Source organism: Mycobacterium sp. NGS26 (assembly GCF_059813025.1).
On the sequence record NZ_JCALDU010000001.1, the window covers coordinates 693,434 to 708,325 of the forward strand.

The following is a 14,892-nucleotide window of genomic DNA, read 5'->3' on the forward strand; positions in this document are numbered from 1 at the left end:
GCGGACGGGTCGCGGGTCTTAGCGCCCCGTAGACTCGTCTGGTCTATGCGACAGAACGAAATGGGTCGCCCCGCCGCGCCGCGAAACCAGGTCGGCGTCGCTTCGGTCATCCTGGGCGCGGTGGCGCTCAGCACCTGCTGGCTGCTGATCGGAGTGCCGCTCGGCATTGCCGCGGCGCTGACCGGTGATGTCGCGCGGCGGCGGGTGCAGCGCGGCGAGGCGAACAACCCTCGCGCCGCAATCGCCGGCATCGTGTTGGGCGCGGCGGCGATCGTCGCCGGGCTCGTCGCCATCGGCTACTACGCCTGGATGGACGCCCGACCACCCGGCCGCTGAATTGGCCGCTCGCGCAGGCTAATTGCGCGGCAGGCCGAGTATGCGTTCGGCGATGATGTTCCGCTGGATCTCTGACGTCCCGCCGGCGATGGTCGCGGCGAAGGTGCGCGCGTAGCGGTCGAACCAGCTGCCGTAGTGGCTGTCCAGGTTCAGCGGCGCGAACGGCGCGGTGACCGCGTGCAGCACGAGCGCGTCCGGTCCCTGCGCATTCAGCGCGTCCTCGCAGGCGCGTTGAATTGCCTCCGAACCGAGAAGCTTCAGCACCGACTGAGCGGGCACGTCCTCGTCCCCGCGGGCGGCCTTCGCCAACGCCGCGGACCCCATCAGCCGCAGCGCGTAGCAGTCCATGACCAGGGTTGCGTACTGGTCGCGCTGCAGCGGACCCGACGGACCGGAGTCGACGGTCAGCGCGTGCAGCATCGCGGCGTAGTCCAGCCACAACATGGCGCGCTCGTGACCGAGCGAACCGGTCGCCACCCGCCAGCCCGCGTTGAGCTCCCCCACCAAGTTCTCGGTCGGCACGCGTACGTCGGTGAAGAACACCTCGTTGAAGTCGACGTCTTCGCCGTCGGACACTGACGCGAACGGACGGCGCACCACGCCGGGTGTGTCGGTCGGAATGAGTAATGCGCTGATGCCCTTGTGTTTTGGTGCCTCGGGGTCCGTGCGGACGAACGTCAACAGCACGTCGGCGTCGTGGGCGCCCGACGTCCACACCTTCTGCCCGTTGACCACAAAGTGGTCGCCGTCGAGTACCGCCCGCGTTCTCAGCGACGCCAGATCCGAGCCCGCGCCGGGTTCGCTCATGCCTAGCGACGCGGTGATCTCGGCGCGCAGAATCGGCACCGCCCATTGTTGCTTTTGCGCCGGCGTGCCGAACGTCAACAGCGATGCCGCGATGATGCCGACGCCCTGCGGGTTGAAACTTTGGTAGATCCGCCGCCGCGACAACTCCTCGAGGTACACGTATTGCTGCAACAGCGTTGCATTTCGTCCGCCGAACTCCGGCGGGTTGCCCGGCAGCAACCACCCGCTGTCGAACAGCAACCGTTGCCATCGGCGGGCCCACTCCGGAATGTGCGAACTGGACCGCGGCCGTTCGCATGCGTCGGCCTCCGGAGGCAGATGGGCGTCCAGGAAGGCCACGAATTCAGCGCGAAACGCCTCGACGTCGGCGTCGAAAGTCAGCTGCACGGCGCTCCTTGACCGGGGGTAGATCACGGTTTCCGCTGACGGCGCAGTTCGCTCTTGCGATTCCGCTTCCATACACGCGTGTAAGAGAATAGTATTCTCGTTGTTAGAAAGTTACAATCTCAGACACGTCGTCCGTGAGGGGGTCGAGCGCACCGATGTCACGGCGTTCTCCGGTAGAGTCCAATCATGTTCTCCCCTCGCGGCAATCCCCCGAGCCGGTCGTGACCAGCCCGAGCGAAGAGCCGGCCTGGAAACAGCGCGCCGTCGAGCGGTCGATCAAGACGGCCAAGCTGCGGGCCGCGCAGCGGGTTCAGCGCTTCCTGGACGCGGCGCAGGCCATCATCATCGAAAAGGGCAGCACGGACTTCACCGTCCAGGAGGTCGTCGACCGCTCCCGCCAGTCGCTGCGGAGCTTCTACCTGCAGTTCGACGGCAAACACGAGCTGCTGCTCGCCCTGTTCGAGGACGCGCTGAGCCGCTCGGCCGATCAGATCCGGGCCGCCACGGAAAGCCACAGCGATCCCCTCGAGCGGCTCAAGGTCGCCGTCGAGTTGCTCTATGAGGCCTCGCGTCCGGATCCCACGGCCAAGCGGCCGCTGTTCACCGACTTTGCGCCGCGATTGCTGGTCACACACCCGGCCGAGGTCAAAGTCGCGCACGCCCCCCTGTTGGCATTGCTGACCGAACTCATGGAGGCGGCCGGCGAAGCGGGCAAGTTGCGCGCGGAGATCAACCCGAAGCGGATCGCCGCGATGACGATGCAGACGGTCATGTTCATCGCCCAGTCCAGCGGGGGCTCCGACGACGCGACCATCCATCCCATCACCGCCGACGAGGTTTGGGACTTCTGCTCTCGCGGATTCGTCCGCTAGCGCGAGCGTGAGCAACTATCGCACGCGACTTGCCCGGTGAGAATCAGATTCTCTAATATCTAGAACTACAAATAGCCAAAACGGATTCGTCGTTGACACTGCATGGTGGCGATGACAGGGTTCTCAGGCGACACGATGGCGCTCCCCTGGGGGACGGGGCGAACGCGGTTTCCGGCGAGAGGCGATTGATCACCCGTGACAGTCAGCGCGGCCAGCGATGTGTACTTCGATCCGTACGACGTGGAGCTGAACGCCGACCCGTATCCGATGTTTCGGCGGCTGCGTGAGGAAGTTCCGCTGTACTACAACGAGCAGCACGACTTCTATGCGCTGAGCCGTTTCGCCGACGTCGATGACGCGCTGGTCGATTTCCAGACGTTCAGTTCGGCCAAGGGCGCGATCCTCGAGCTGATCAAGGCGAACATCGAGATCCCTTCGGGGGTACTGCTGTTCGAGGATCCGCCGATCCACGACATCCACCGCAAGCTGCTGTCCCGGATGTTCACGCCGCGCAAGATCAACGAGCTGGAATCCAAGATCCGCGAATTCTGCGCGCACAGTTTGGATCCGCTGGTCGGCGCGGACCGGTTCGACTTCGTCGCCGACCTCGGCGCGCAGATGCCGATGCGGGTGATCGGGATGCTGCTCGGCGTGCCCGAGGAGTTCCAGGAAGCCGCGCGCGATCGCGCCAATGCCAACCTGCGCACCGAAGCCGGCAAGCCCATGGACTCCACGGCCGAAAACATGATGAACGGCGAGTTTTTCGGGCAATTCATCGACTGGCGCGCCGAGCATCCGTCCGACGACATCATGACCGAGCTGCTGCACGTCGAGTTCGAGGACGAGACCGGCACCGTGCGCCGGCTCCGCCGCGACGAGCTGCTCACCTATGTCAGCGTGGTGTCCGGCGCCGGCAACGAAACCACCACCCGGCTCATCGGATGGACCGGGAAGGTGCTGGCCGAACATCCGGACCAGCGGCGCGCGCTGGTCGCCGACCGGTCGCTGATCCCCGCGGCCATCGAGGAGTTGCTGCGCTACGAGCCGCCGGCGCCACACGTGGCCAGGTACGTCACCCGTGACGTCGAGTACTACAGCCAGCGCGTGCCGGAGGGCAGCGTCATGATGATGCTCATCGGCGCGGCCAACCGTGATCATCGCCAATTCCCGCCGGACGGAGATGTTTTCGACATCCGCCGCGAACCGCGCCAGCATCTGACGTTCAGCGTCGGCACCCATTACTGCCTAGGCTCGGCGCTGGCCCGCCTCGAGGGCCGGATCGCGCTCGAGGAGATCCTGAAGCGTTTTCCGGAGTGGGATGTCGACCTCTCCGAGTGCAAGCTGTCCCCGACTTCCACGGTGCGGGGATGGGAGACAATGCCGGCCGTTCTCCACTGAGCGATCAACGAAACGAGGTAGCCATGACTGGACGTGTTGAGGGCAAGGTCGCTTTCATCACCGGGGCGGCGCGCGGTCAGGGCCGCAGCCATGCGGTGCGGTTGGCGGAAGAGGGCGCAGACATCATCGCCGTCGACGTCTGCAGGCCGATCGTGCAGAACACCACCATCCCGGCGTCGACGCCCGAAGACCTGGCCGAGACCGCCGATCTGGTCAAGGGCCTCAACCGCAGGATCTTCACCGCAGAAGTCGACGTGCGCGATTACGACGCGCTGAAAGCCGCGGTCGACAGCGGCGTGGAGCAGCTGGGCCGGCTGGACATCATCGTGGCCAACGCGGGAATCGGCAACGGCGGCGACACGCTGGACAAGACCTCCGAATACGACTGGCAGGAAATGATCGACGTGAACCTGTCGAGCGTGTGGAAGTCGGTGAAAGCCGGTGTGCCGCACATGATCGCGGGCGGCAAGGGCGGCTCGATCATCTTGACCAGCTCGGTGGGCGGGCTGAAGGCCTACCCCCACTGCGGCAGCTACGTCGCCGCCAAGCACGGCGTGGTGGGCATCATGCGGTCGTTCGCTGTTGAGTTGGGGCAGCACATGATTCGCGTCAACACCGTCAACCCCACGCACGTCAGCACACCGATGATCATGAACGAGGGGACCTGGAAGCTGTTCCGGCCGGACCTGGAGAACCCCGGCCCAGACGACATGGCCCCGATCTGCCAGATGTTCCACACGCTGCCCATCCCATGGGTGGACCCCATCGACATCAGCAACGCGGTGCTGTTCCTCGCCTCCGACGAGTCCCGGTACATCACGGGTGTCACCCTGCCGGTCGACGCGGGTAGCTGCCTGAAATAGGGTTTCCGTCCATGGACGGATTCGAGGGACGCGGGGCGGTGGTCACCGGCGGTGCGAGTGGTATCGGATTGGCCACCGCCACCGAATTCGCCCGCCGCGGCGCCCGCGTGGTGCTCGCCGACGTCGACAAGCCCACGCTGGAGCAGGCCGTTTCCCGGCTGCGCGGCGATGGATTCGAGGCGCATGGCGTGCTATGCGACGTGCGGCATCTCGACGAGATGGTCCACCTCGCCGGCGAGGCCTTCCGCCTGCTGGGCCAGGTCGACGTCGTCTTCAGCAACGCCGGCATCGTGGTGGCCGGTCCGCTGGCGCAGATGACGCACGACGACTGGCGCTGGGTGATCGACATCGATCTGTGGGGCTCGATCCACGCCGTCGAGGCGTTCCTGCCGCGGCTGCTGGAGCAGGGCAAGGGCGGCCACGTCGCCTTCACCGCGTCCTTCGCCGGCCTGGTGCCCAACGCCGGCCTCGGCGCGTACGGCGTCGCCAAGTACGGCGTGGTCGGCGTCGCCGAGACGCTGGCCCGCGAGGTTCGCGACGACGGCATCGGCGTGTCCGTGCTGTGCCCGATGGTCGTCGAAACCAAGCTGGTCTCCAACTCCGAAAGGATCCGCGGCGCGGACTACGGGCTTTCGTCGACCCCCGACGTGACGGGCTCGCTCGGGCCGCTGCCCGCGCAGGACGACACCCTGGGCGTCGAGGACGTCGCCCGCCTGACGGCCGACGCGATACTGGCCAATCGGCTGTACATCCTTCCGCACGAGGCGGCTCGCGCGTCGGTTCGCCGCAGGTTCGAGCGCATCGACCGCACTTTCGACGAGCAGGCCGCCGAGGGCTGGCGCCACTAACGACCGTTAGGCCGGCGCCGTGCCGACGATGCCGTCGGCTTCCAGTTCCGCGATCTCCGACGGCGTCAGGCCCAGCTCGGCCAGCAACTCGTGGTTGTGCTGCCCAAGCAGCGGCGCGGGATTCGCGTGGAACGCGGCGGGCCCGCCGGAGAACCGCATCGGCACTGTGCTGAGCCTGGCCCCGCCGTTCACCGGGTGATCGACCCTTTCGAAGAAGCCCCGAAACGCCAGCTGCTCCAGCTCGGTCTGGCGGTGGGGCTGCATCACCTTGGCCACCGGCACACCGGCATCCCACAGCGTTGCGACGATGTCGTCGCAACCGCGGTGCTCGCACCACGCGGCGAGCCGCTCGTCTATCAGGTCGTGGTGTGCACGCCGTCCGGCTTCGGTCGCCAGCTCGGGATCGATTGCCCAGGAGGGAGATCCGAGCGCACCACACAGCCTTTCCCACTGCTCGTCGCTCGACACCGCTATGGCGACCCAGCTGTCGAGCCGTCCGAACTCGTCGACATCCGCGGCGCGGTACAGGTTCTGCGGCGCCGCGGTGGGCCCCCGATTGCCCGCCCTTTGCAGCAGCGCCCCGTACGCGGTGTGCTCGATGACCTGTTCGGCGGTAATGCTGAGCGCCGCGTCGACCATGGCGGCCTCGACGAGCACGCCCTCCCCGGTGCGGCGGCGGTGTTCCAGCGCCAGCAGCAGGCCGTTGAGCGCATGCACACCCGCGTTGGGGTCGCCGATCGAATACGGCTCGTAGGGCGGGCGGTCGGGATAGCCGGTCAGCCAACTCAGCCCGGAGGCCGACTCGATGGCATAGGCGAACGCGGGATTGTCGCGCCACGGGCCGTCGAGCCCGAACCCGGGCATCCGCAGCATGACCGCGTCGGGCCGAACGGCTTGAACCGCAGCGAAATCCAGCCCGATCTGATCCAGCACCCGCGGCGTGAAGTTCTCCACGATCACGTCGCACGTCGCGATGAGCCGGCGCAACACCTCTTGCCCGCGCGGGCTCTGCAAGTCGAGGGTCAGGCCCTTCTTGTTGGTGTTCAGCGCCGCGTAGATCGGCGACTTCTCCCACCACTGGTCCTCGGTGACCGGCACGCCGGCGATCAGCCGAGTACCGTCGGGCCGGCGCGCGGATTCCACGTGCACCACGTCGGCGCCGAGCATGGCCAGAAAGTGCGTGCAGCAAGGACCCGCCCAGAACGTGGTCATGTCCAGCACCCGAATACCGTTGAACGGCAGCCGGTTTGAGCGGGACAGACCTGTCGGCGCGGGGCGCGGCCGCACACCCGCGGCCCGGTAATGCGCGGTGTGCTCGCCCAGTCGCGGTGCGGGGCCGGGCGGGCGAAGCCGCGCGGGCCGCATCCGGTAGGGATGGCCCGGCTGCCGGAAGCCGTCGCGGGGATTGCGCACGAACGAGCCGCGCTCGACGAAGTGGTCCAGCGACGTGATGTTGGCACCGTTGGCCACCGGCGCATTGGGAATCCGGAATGCCGTTGCGAGCTCGCGGATCTCGTCGACCGTGTTGGCCTCGACCCATTTGTAGATGTCCTCGGCATGGATGTTGGCCTGCTCGGTGATGGTCAGCGGCGATCGCTCGTCGATCCATTCCGGGTGGCCCACCATCGCGCACAGGTCGAACCACTGCTGCGCGGTGCCGCAGCCGAGGTCGACCAGGCCGTCCTTCGCCTGGGCCACGCCGGGCACCGTGAGGCGACGCGCGTCCCGCCAAGGACGGCCAAGCATTTCGAAGTAGGTGACCGGGTAATAGGTCAGGCACAGGATTTGGGTCTCCAGCATCGACAGGTCGATGAGTTCTCCGTGTTCTCCCGAGCCGCGGCCGAACCGCGCCGCCAGGATCGCGGCGCTCGCGTAGGCGCCGGCCATGTATTCCCCGACCTGCCCCCCGATGTACACCGGTGCCCGCTCCGGCAATCCGCGGCCGAGCCCGACGATCCCACCCGACCATGCCTGCAACGTGAATTCGGTTGCGGCCCGGTCCCGCCAGGGGCCGTCCAGCCCGAACGGGGTGATCGAGGCGACGGTCAGGTGGGGGTGCGCCCGGTGCAGCGCCGCGGGCGTGAAGTCTCGGCGCTCGGCCAGTTCGGAACCCCCGGACCAGACCACCGCGTCGGCCGCGGCCAGCAGCCGGTGGACCATCGCGACATCGCCCTCGGCTTCGGGGTCGGCGACGACGCTGTGCTTGGATCCGGCCAGAAAGCTGAACAACGCCCCGTCGTCCCCCGCCTGGATTGCGGCACCGGAGGCCGACCAGCGCCGCAGCGGATCACCCTGCGGCGGCTCGACTTTGACGACGGTGGCACCGCCGTCGGCGAGCAACTTGGTGCAATAGGCACCCGCGATTCCGATAGACAGGTCGACCACCGTGTAACCGGCCAGCGGCGGCGCCTGCGGCTCAGGCGAGGGTTGCCGCACTCATGCCTGCCACGACGGACTGCGAGTGAGCACCTCGGGACCGTCGGCGGTGATCAGGACCGCCTCGCGTCCGAAGACCGCGCCGACTCCCGCTTCCCAGACGTAGCCCGTCACGGCCAGCACCATGCCCGGCTCCAGACGTTCGTCGGCCGCGGTGTCGGGCAGGTGCTGGGAGACGACGGGCGGGTCGAAGCCCATGCCCAGGCCGCGGGCCACCGGCATCGGCGGCGCCGGCTCGCCCGCGGCCCGGTAGGCAGTGAGCAGTTCGCCGGCCGCGACCCCCGGCCGGCACGCCGCTAACAGCTTGTCCCACAGGGCGTTCCACCGCTGGTACAGGGCTGTCGCGCCCGGGACCGTCCCAACGGGCCAGGTCCGCCCCACCTCGCCGATGTAACCGCCGGCCAGCACCCCGGCCGAAAGGGCGACCAGGTCGCCGTCCGCGATGCGGCCGTCACCGTTGACCCGTCGCCAGGGGTGCTCACGCGAGGTCACCCACGCGACATCCTGATTCGACGGTGTGCTCACCCCGCCGGCCGCCACGGCCTCCAGCAGCACGCCGGCCAGCATCTGCTCGCTGACCCCCGGCCGCAGCTCGCAAACCGCGGCGGCCAGGCCCGCCTCCGCCACCGCGATCGCGTCGCGAAGCGCGGCCACCTCCTCGGCCGTCTTGACGCGCCGGGCGGCGCGCATGGCGAGTTCCCCGTCGACCAGCTCGGCGTTGGGAAAGGCGGTCGGCAGCAGCTGCGCGAAAGCCGGTGAGAGCGCATCGGTTCCGACCCGCCGGGCGGTGGCCGCACCGTCGATGCGCTGCAGCGCCGCCATCGTGTTGACCGGATTCCACGAGATGCCGTACAGGTTCTCGTGCGGGATGTCGTCGGGCACGCCCTCGTCCCAGGTGCTCAGCAGGTGAACGGCGCCCGTTTGGCGCACCAGCACACAGGTCGGGCCGAACGGCCGGGTGCCGGCCACCCACAGCTGCGGCGTGCCGGAGACGTAGCGGACGTTGGCCTGGCGGCCGAGGACCAGGACGTCGAGATCGTGTTCGGCCATCTGGTCCAGCGCGCGCTGCCGTCGCCCCAAGCGCAGCGCCCGAGCGTCGGGCAGGACTTCAGTGGCCATAGGGGTCATAGGGGTAGTCGGTCAACCGGATCCAGCCTCCCTCGGTGATCACCAAGACCTCTTCGCTGCGATAGCCGCCGGTGCCGTCCTCCCACACCACCGGCTCCAGGACCAGCACCATCCCGGGCTGCAGGACGAACTTCTCGTCGAACTCCTGGCCGAGATCGGTTCCGATCATCGGCATTTCGGCGGCGTTGACGCCGATGCCGTGACCGAGGTAGAAGTGCGGCAGCCAGGGCTTGCTGCCGCCGTTGGCCTCGGTCGCGGCCCTGCCCAGGTCGGCGGCGGTGACCCCGGCGCGGGCGACGCCCAGCACGGCGGTCATGATGTCGAACCAGCGGTTGAACTGCGCCTGCTGCCGCGGCGAGGGATCACGCCCGACGATCCAGGTGCGCCCGAAGTCCGAGCAGTAGCCGTGGTAGGTGATGCTGACGTCGGTCCACAGCACGTCGCCCTCGGCGAGTTCGCGCTCGGTGGAAAGCAGCGGCAACGCCAGGTCACCGTGCGTGGTCCACACGCCTTCGGCCTTGCTCGGCGGCATCACCTGCCAGATCGGTTCGAGCATGCTGGCCGTGGCGCCCAGCTCGAAGGCCCGGCGCAAAAAGCTTGCGGACAGGTCGATCTGGCGGATCCCGGGCGCCAGCCGCTTGTGGACCTCCACCATCGCCTCGTCGGTGATTCGGATGGCGGTGCGCATGCAGGACAGCTCGTCGGGCGTCTTGATCGCCTTGGCAGCCCCGACGATGGCCGCGGCGTCGGCCGGAGGACCGCTGGGAAACAACAGCTTTCCCGCCCGGGACATGGCGCCGGTGCATTCATCGACGGCGACGGCGGCCCCGGCCGGGATCAAGTCGGCCAGCACACGCGCGAAATTCCGTATGCCCTCGTCGAATTCGAGGTAGACGGGCCCGTGCAGGTGATCGGCGGGCAGGTCGGATTCGTGCGCTGCGCCCTCGCGGAACGGCTGGAACAGGTGCGGCCACTCGTCGTCGGCCAGCACCACGGCCACCGGTCGCTCGACGTAGGACAGCCCGGCGTCGCCCAGCGGCCAGCTGGTCCCGGTGGCGTACACCACGGCGTTGTTGCCCAGCAGGATCATCGCGTCGGCGCCGCGTTCGGCCATCGCCGACCGGAGCCGGGCCCCGGTCTCGCGGCGCATCCGGGCGAGGTCGGGGGTCTCGGGAATCACCAGGCCGTTATCGGTGCCGGCGTCCGCCTGCGCGAACGTTGTCATTATAGCCCAAGGAAATTCGTGATGTTTCCGCTGACGATCCGCGCCGCGTCGGCCGGCCCGACCGCGTCGACGACGGCCGCCAGCGACTTCTCCGAATAGCCGTAAGTGCTTTCGTTGTGCGGATAGTCGCTGGACCACATCACCTTGTCCACGCCGATCCTGTCGATCAGCTGCAGGCCCAGCGGGTCGACCATGAAGGAGGCGCTCATGTGGTTGTCCCAGTAGTGGCGCACGTCGTGCTCCAGCGGCCGGTTGAACATGTGCTGATAGGACGCCACCAGGTGCTCGGCGTCCTGCAGCGCCCACGGCACCCAGGAGATGCCGCCCTCGAACCAGCCGATCCGCAGCCGCGGGTGCCGGTCGAGGATGCCACCGAAGATGTACTTGGAGAACGTCTCCCGGAACCCGTCGATGTTGATCATCATTCCGACGACCACGCTGTTGAACTCGCAGGGGCTCTTCGGCGGCGTCTCGCCGATGTGGTGGGAGAGCGGCAGGCCGGAGGCCTCGATCTCGTCCCAGACCGCGCTCATCGACGTGCTGGCGTAGTCGATCGGGTTGCCGTCGTCGTCCTTGCCCGGGTTCAACGGCATCAGGAACGTCTTGAGCCCCAACGATTTCAGCTCGTCCAGCGTTCGCCGCGTGCCCTGCGGGTCCCACCAGTTGATCAGCCCGGCGCCGTAGAAATGGCCGGCCGAGCGCTCCTGCAGCTCGGCGATGTATTCGTTGTAGATGCGGAAGGCGAGTTCGCGCAGCTTCTTGTCCGGGTAGTGGAAGAGCGCCAGCACCGCGTTGGGGAACGCCAGCTCCTTGTCGACGCCGTCGTCGTGCAACTCCTGGATCCGGGCCTCGATGTTGGTGCTCGCGGCGCCGGGCAGGTCGTCGTACTGCATCAGCACCGCGCTGAAGTCGCCCGGCAGGAACGACTGCCCCTTGCGCCCGACCTGGTAGGCGCCGTCCTCGTACCAGATCCGCGGCGCCTTCTCCTTGAGGTCCTCGGGGAAGCGTTCGTAGAAGATGTCGGCCGCCAGGGAAATGTGGTTGTCGGCGGAAAAGACGACCGTCCCTTCGGGCAGACCCACGTTCGCGCCGCCGGCGTGCCCGCGGCGATCCTTCGGTGCGCCAAAGCCTTCGGGCGGGTAGAGCGAAATGGTGCCTGATTGAGTCGTCATCGTTGACCCTCCATTCGGATCGGCTGGGCTACCATGTCACCGGCAATTCGTACACGCCGTAGGCGAGCCGGTCGTGCTTGAACGGGATGTCCTCGATGTCGACCGCCAGCGCCAGCGTCGGGACGCGACGGAACAGCGTGCGGTAGACGATTTGCAGCTCCGCGCGGGCAAGCTGCTGGCCCACGCACTGATGTCGGCCGTAACCGAACGCCACGTTGCGGTCGGCGCCCGCGCGGTGCAGATACAGGCGGTCCGGTTCGGGGAAGACGCTTGAATCCCAGTTGGCCGGTGCCAGGTCGATGATGATGCCTTCCCCGGCACGAATGACCTCGCCCGCGATCGGGATGTCTTCGAGCGCGACACGGCGCTGACCATTCTGGATGATGCTGAGATAGCGCAGCAGCTCCTCGACGGCGCTCGCGATCACCTTCGGGTCTTCGGCATCGCGGATGACGGCCAGCTGCTCCGGATTCTGCAGCAGCGCAAGCACACCCAGGCCGATCATGTTCGACGTGGTCTCGTGCCCGGCGATCAGCAGCCCGGTGCCCAGTTGCGCGGCCTCCTTGACGCTGAGCTCGCCGGCCTTGACCCGCTCGGCAAGGTCGGAGACCGCGTCCTCGGCCGGGTTTTCCATCTTGGCCTCGACCAGCCGGGCCAGGTACTTGTGCAGGCTCATCGCGCCCTTGACGGTGTCCTCACCGGTCGCATAGCGCGCCAGCCCGACATTGGCGTGATGCTGGAACATGTCGGCGTCCTCGTAGGGCACCCCGAGCAACTGGCTGATCACCAGCGACGGCACCGGCAACGCCAGCGCGGTGACGATGTCGGCGGGCTGCGGGCCGGCCAGCATCGCGTCGATGTGGTCGTCGGTGATCTGCTGGATGGTCGGGCGCAGACCTTCCACCCGCTTGAACGTGAACGGCTTGGACAGCATCCGCCGGAACCGGGTGTGCTCCTCACCGTCGGAGGTGAACACCGATCGCGGGCGCTTGTGCACGGTGGACAACATGCCCGCGTTCCAGTGCGGGAATCCGGGCACCCGGTCGTCGACGCTGACCCGGGAATCCGAAAACAGCTCGCGCACTTCCTCGTAGCCCGTGATGAGCCACGGTGTGCTGCCGTCCCAGATCCGGACCCGCGACAGCGGCTTGCTCGCCGCCAGCGCCATGACGTCCGGGGGCGGGGCAAAGGGGCAGCTCGCCCGCCTGGCCATCGGGTACTCCGGAATCTCGGCGGCGGCTTGGTTTTCGGTGCCTGTCAGCGTGTCCGACATTTCATTCCTCGACGTGGATGGCCTGCGCGGGGCAGGCGGCGGCGGCCTTGCGTGCGCCCTCGGCCTGCTCGGCCGACGGGTGTTCGGTGAGCAGGACGACGACGCCGTCCTCGTCCCGCTGGTCGAAAACCTCCGGCGCGTTCATGACGCAGTTGCCCGAAGATGCGCAAATGTTTTGGTCCACAGTCACTTTCATCGCGATGCTTTTCATTCGTTTGGCGTGACGGGCGCCAGCCACAGCCCCACGATTGCGTCGATGAGGCCGGATGCCGCTGCCCGCCAGGAGGTTTGGTGCATGGTCGAACCGGCCGCAAGTGCGCGTTCACGGTCGGCACAGGTGTGCATCAGCAGGTTGCGGGCCATGACGTTGCGCTCGAACCGCACCTCCGCCGGCAGGTTGGGCAGGCAGCTGTTGATCCCGTCGACGACCTGAACCAGCGACGGCGAGCTGAGCGCACCCTTGACGATGATGTTGTAGTACGCCGGATCGGTCATCGCCTGCGCCGCGAAGCGCGCGTACCAGGTGGGATTACCCAGGTCCGCCAGATGGTCGGTGAGCGGGCGCACCAGGCAGGCCACCCAGTCCCGCATGTCCGGGGACCCGCCGGAGTCCAGCAGCTCGGCCACCATTTGTTCGCGAAGCTGTTCGACGGGGCCGCGGTGCTTCTGCTCGATGGCGCGCACCAGGTCGGCCTTAGTGCCGAAGTGATAGCCCACCGCCGCGTTGTTGCCCTGCCCGGCGGCCTCGCTGACCTGGCGATTCGACACGGCGAACATGCCGTGCTCGGCGTACAGGCGCTCGGCCGCCGCAAGGATCGCCTCCTGGGTGGAGCTGGCCCGCTCCGTGCGAACGGCCCTGCCTGCCGCGGTCATTGCACCAGTCAACCGCCTCCGTCGTTTTAAGTCAAGCGCTTGATTTAACGCGGTGCGGCATCGAAACGCGCATCGGTTCATGGATCTGCGCATGCGATCATGCAATATGCCTAAGACGATCCAGATCCGCGGCATCGACGACGCGGTGTACGCCGCGTTGGTGCGCCGCGCCGGGTATGAAGGGATCACCGTTCCCGAGCTGCTGCGCAGGGAGGCCGCCCGGTTGGCCGCGCGGCCGCCGGTCGCGCAGTGGCTGGCCCGCACCGGCCGGCGGCCGTCGGCGGTATCCACTACTGAGGTGTTGGCGACATTGGACGAGTGGCGAGGCGAGTGGCCAGATGCTGGTCGTTGACGCGTCGTGGCAGCAGATATCGACCGTCCGAAGCAGGTAACCCGCAAAGCTTTTCAGTCAGACTTGCCTGAGTCGCTCCGGCGGCGGATCGGCTTGCCGGCGACCGTTCCGCCGTCCACCGGCAGCACGGTCCCGGTGACATAGCGCGACCGGTCGGTGGCGAAATACAACGCCGCCTCGGCGATGTCGTCGGGGGTGCCTTCGCGTTTCAGCGGGCGGTCCTCCCGCATCGTCTGCCGAATCTGCGCCTCGAACCGCGCGAGCTGCTCGGGATCCACGTCCAGCGCCGACTTCGACACGATCGGCGTGGGAATGTTGCCCGGCGCGATCGCGTTGACCCGAATCTCATAGTGCGCCAACTCGATTGCCGCGGACTTGGTGAACTGGATGACCGCGGCTTTGGATGCGCGATAGGTCATCACGCCACCGCCGGCCTGGATTCCGCCGATCGAGGTCATGTTGATGATGGATCCCCCGCCGTGGGCGGCCATGTGCCGGGCCGCATCTCGGGTTCCGGCCATCACGCCCAGCAGATTGACCGCCATGACGCGGTGGAAATCGGCCAGGTCGTCGTCGAGGAATCGGGGGTGCATGGCGCTCGGCACTCCGGCGTTGTTGACCATGACGTGCAGGCCGCCGAACGTCTCGACGGTGGCAGCCACCAGCGCCCCGACCTGCTCGGGATCGGAGACGTCGGTGCGGCGAAACAGGGCGTCGGCGCCCAGCTCGCGCGCCAGGGCTTCGCCCCCGTCCTCTTCGACGTCGGCGATGACGACGCGCGCGCCCTCGGCGACGAATCGCTCGACCGTGGCCCGGCCGAGGCCGGACGCACCGCCGGTGACGATGGCGACTTTGCCCGCCAGTTCGTTGACCACACGACGAGTTAATCGGCGTTGGCCATATTAAGTCAAGCAGTTGATTT

Annotated in this window: 15 protein-coding genes; 6 read left to right on the forward strand and 9 right to left on the reverse strand. The window is 67.6% G+C overall.

Annotated features, from left to right (window positions below):
- Window positions 1-60 precede the first annotated feature (60 nt).
- On the forward strand, window positions 61-336 hold the full coding sequence (locus AC5Y6X_RS03275) for a DUF4190 domain-containing protein (protein ID WP_499985214.1): 276 nt from the start codon (window positions 61-63) through the stop codon (window positions 334-336).
- An 18-nt stretch (window positions 337-354) separates the two neighbouring features.
- Here the strand turns inward: AC5Y6X_RS03275 and AC5Y6X_RS03280 are convergent, their stop codons facing one another.
- Window positions 355-1,530 carry an acyl-CoA dehydrogenase family protein gene (locus AC5Y6X_RS03280; RefSeq protein ID WP_499984476.1) on the reverse strand — a complete coding sequence of 392 codons (1,176 nt, stop codon included), beginning with the start codon at window positions 1,528-1,530 and terminating at the stop codon, window positions 355-357.
- 221 nt (window positions 1,531-1,751) lie between these two features.
- Here AC5Y6X_RS03280 and AC5Y6X_RS03285 point away from each other — a divergent pair, with 221 nt between their 5' ends.
- The 4 genes from AC5Y6X_RS03285 (at window position 1,752) to AC5Y6X_RS03300 (ending at window position 5,511) form a co-directional block, all read left to right on the forward strand.
- Window positions 1,752-2,402: a TetR/AcrR family transcriptional regulator gene (locus AC5Y6X_RS03285; RefSeq protein WP_499984480.1), complete on the forward strand. Its 651-nt coding sequence runs from the start codon at window positions 1,752-1,754 to the stop codon at window positions 2,400-2,402.
- Window positions 2,403-2,597: 195 nt separating this feature from the next.
- On the forward strand, window positions 2,598-3,800 hold the full coding sequence (locus AC5Y6X_RS03290; RefSeq protein ID WP_499984482.1) for a cytochrome P450: 1,203 nt from the start codon (window positions 2,598-2,600) through the stop codon (window positions 3,798-3,800).
- Between the two features lie 23 nt (window positions 3,801-3,823).
- Window positions 3,824-4,663, forward strand: a complete 840-nt coding sequence (locus tag AC5Y6X_RS03295; protein ID WP_499984486.1) for a mycofactocin-coupled SDR family oxidoreductase — start codon at window positions 3,824-3,826, stop codon at window positions 4,661-4,663.
- An 11-nt stretch (window positions 4,664-4,674) separates the two neighbouring features.
- The gene (locus AC5Y6X_RS03300) at window positions 4,675-5,511 is read left to right on the forward strand and encodes an SDR family NAD(P)-dependent oxidoreductase (RefSeq protein ID WP_499984488.1); all 837 of its coding nucleotides are present in this window, start codon (window positions 4,675-4,677) and stop codon (window positions 5,509-5,511) included.
- A 6-nt stretch (window positions 5,512-5,517) separates the two neighbouring features.
- On the opposite strand, the gene AC5Y6X_RS03305 is transcribed toward AC5Y6X_RS03300, so the two are convergent.
- Genes AC5Y6X_RS03305 through AC5Y6X_RS03335 form a run of 7 tightly spaced genes read right to left on the reverse strand, consistent with a single transcriptional unit; the run spans window position 5,518 to window position 13,618 of the window.
- A complete protein-coding gene (locus tag AC5Y6X_RS03305) occupies window positions 5,518-7,947 on the reverse strand; it encodes a CaiB/BaiF CoA-transferase family protein (protein ID WP_499984490.1) in 2,430 nt (809 codons plus the stop codon).
- A complete protein-coding gene (locus AC5Y6X_RS03310; protein ID WP_499984492.1) occupies window positions 7,948-9,066 on the reverse strand; it encodes a M24 family metallopeptidase in 1,119 nt (372 codons plus the stop codon).
- Window positions 9,056-10,300, reverse strand: a complete 1,245-nt coding sequence (locus tag AC5Y6X_RS03315; RefSeq protein WP_499984493.1) for a M24 family metallopeptidase — start codon at window positions 10,298-10,300, stop codon at window positions 9,056-9,058. The genes AC5Y6X_RS03310 and AC5Y6X_RS03315 overlap by 11 nt, the downstream gene beginning before the upstream one ends.
- Window positions 10,300-11,472: an amidohydrolase family protein gene (locus tag AC5Y6X_RS03320; RefSeq protein ID WP_499984495.1), complete on the reverse strand. Its 1,173-nt coding sequence runs from the start codon at window positions 11,470-11,472 to the stop codon at window positions 10,300-10,302. Before AC5Y6X_RS03320 ends, AC5Y6X_RS03315 begins: the two co-directional genes overlap by 1 nt.
- A 28-nt stretch (window positions 11,473-11,500) precedes the next feature.
- Window positions 11,501-12,745, reverse strand: a complete 1,245-nt coding sequence (locus AC5Y6X_RS03325; RefSeq protein ID WP_499984496.1) for a cytochrome P450 — start codon at window positions 12,743-12,745, stop codon at window positions 11,501-11,503.
- 1 nt (window position 12,746) lies between these two features.
- Window positions 12,747-12,941: a ferredoxin gene (locus AC5Y6X_RS03330; protein ID WP_499984498.1), complete on the reverse strand. Its 195-nt coding sequence runs from the start codon at window positions 12,939-12,941 to the stop codon at window positions 12,747-12,749.
- 11 nt (window positions 12,942-12,952) lie between these two features.
- Window positions 12,953-13,618: a TetR/AcrR family transcriptional regulator gene (locus AC5Y6X_RS03335; RefSeq protein WP_499984499.1), complete on the reverse strand. Its 666-nt coding sequence runs from the start codon at window positions 13,616-13,618 to the stop codon at window positions 12,953-12,955.
- A gap of 106 nt (window positions 13,619-13,724) precedes the next feature.
- Between AC5Y6X_RS03335 and AC5Y6X_RS03340 the strand changes: the two genes are divergently transcribed.
- Window positions 13,725-13,970 carry a hypothetical protein gene (locus tag AC5Y6X_RS03340; protein ID WP_499984500.1) on the forward strand — a complete coding sequence of 82 codons (246 nt, stop codon included), beginning with the start codon at window positions 13,725-13,727 and terminating at the stop codon, window positions 13,968-13,970.
- Window positions 13,971-14,023: 53 nt separating this feature from the next.
- Here AC5Y6X_RS03340 and AC5Y6X_RS03345 read toward each other — a convergent pair whose 3' ends face one another.
- A complete protein-coding gene (locus tag AC5Y6X_RS03345) occupies window positions 14,024-14,845 on the reverse strand; it encodes an SDR family NAD(P)-dependent oxidoreductase (RefSeq protein WP_499984502.1) in 822 nt (273 codons plus the stop codon).
- Between the last annotated feature and the right edge of the window lie 47 nt (window positions 14,846-14,892).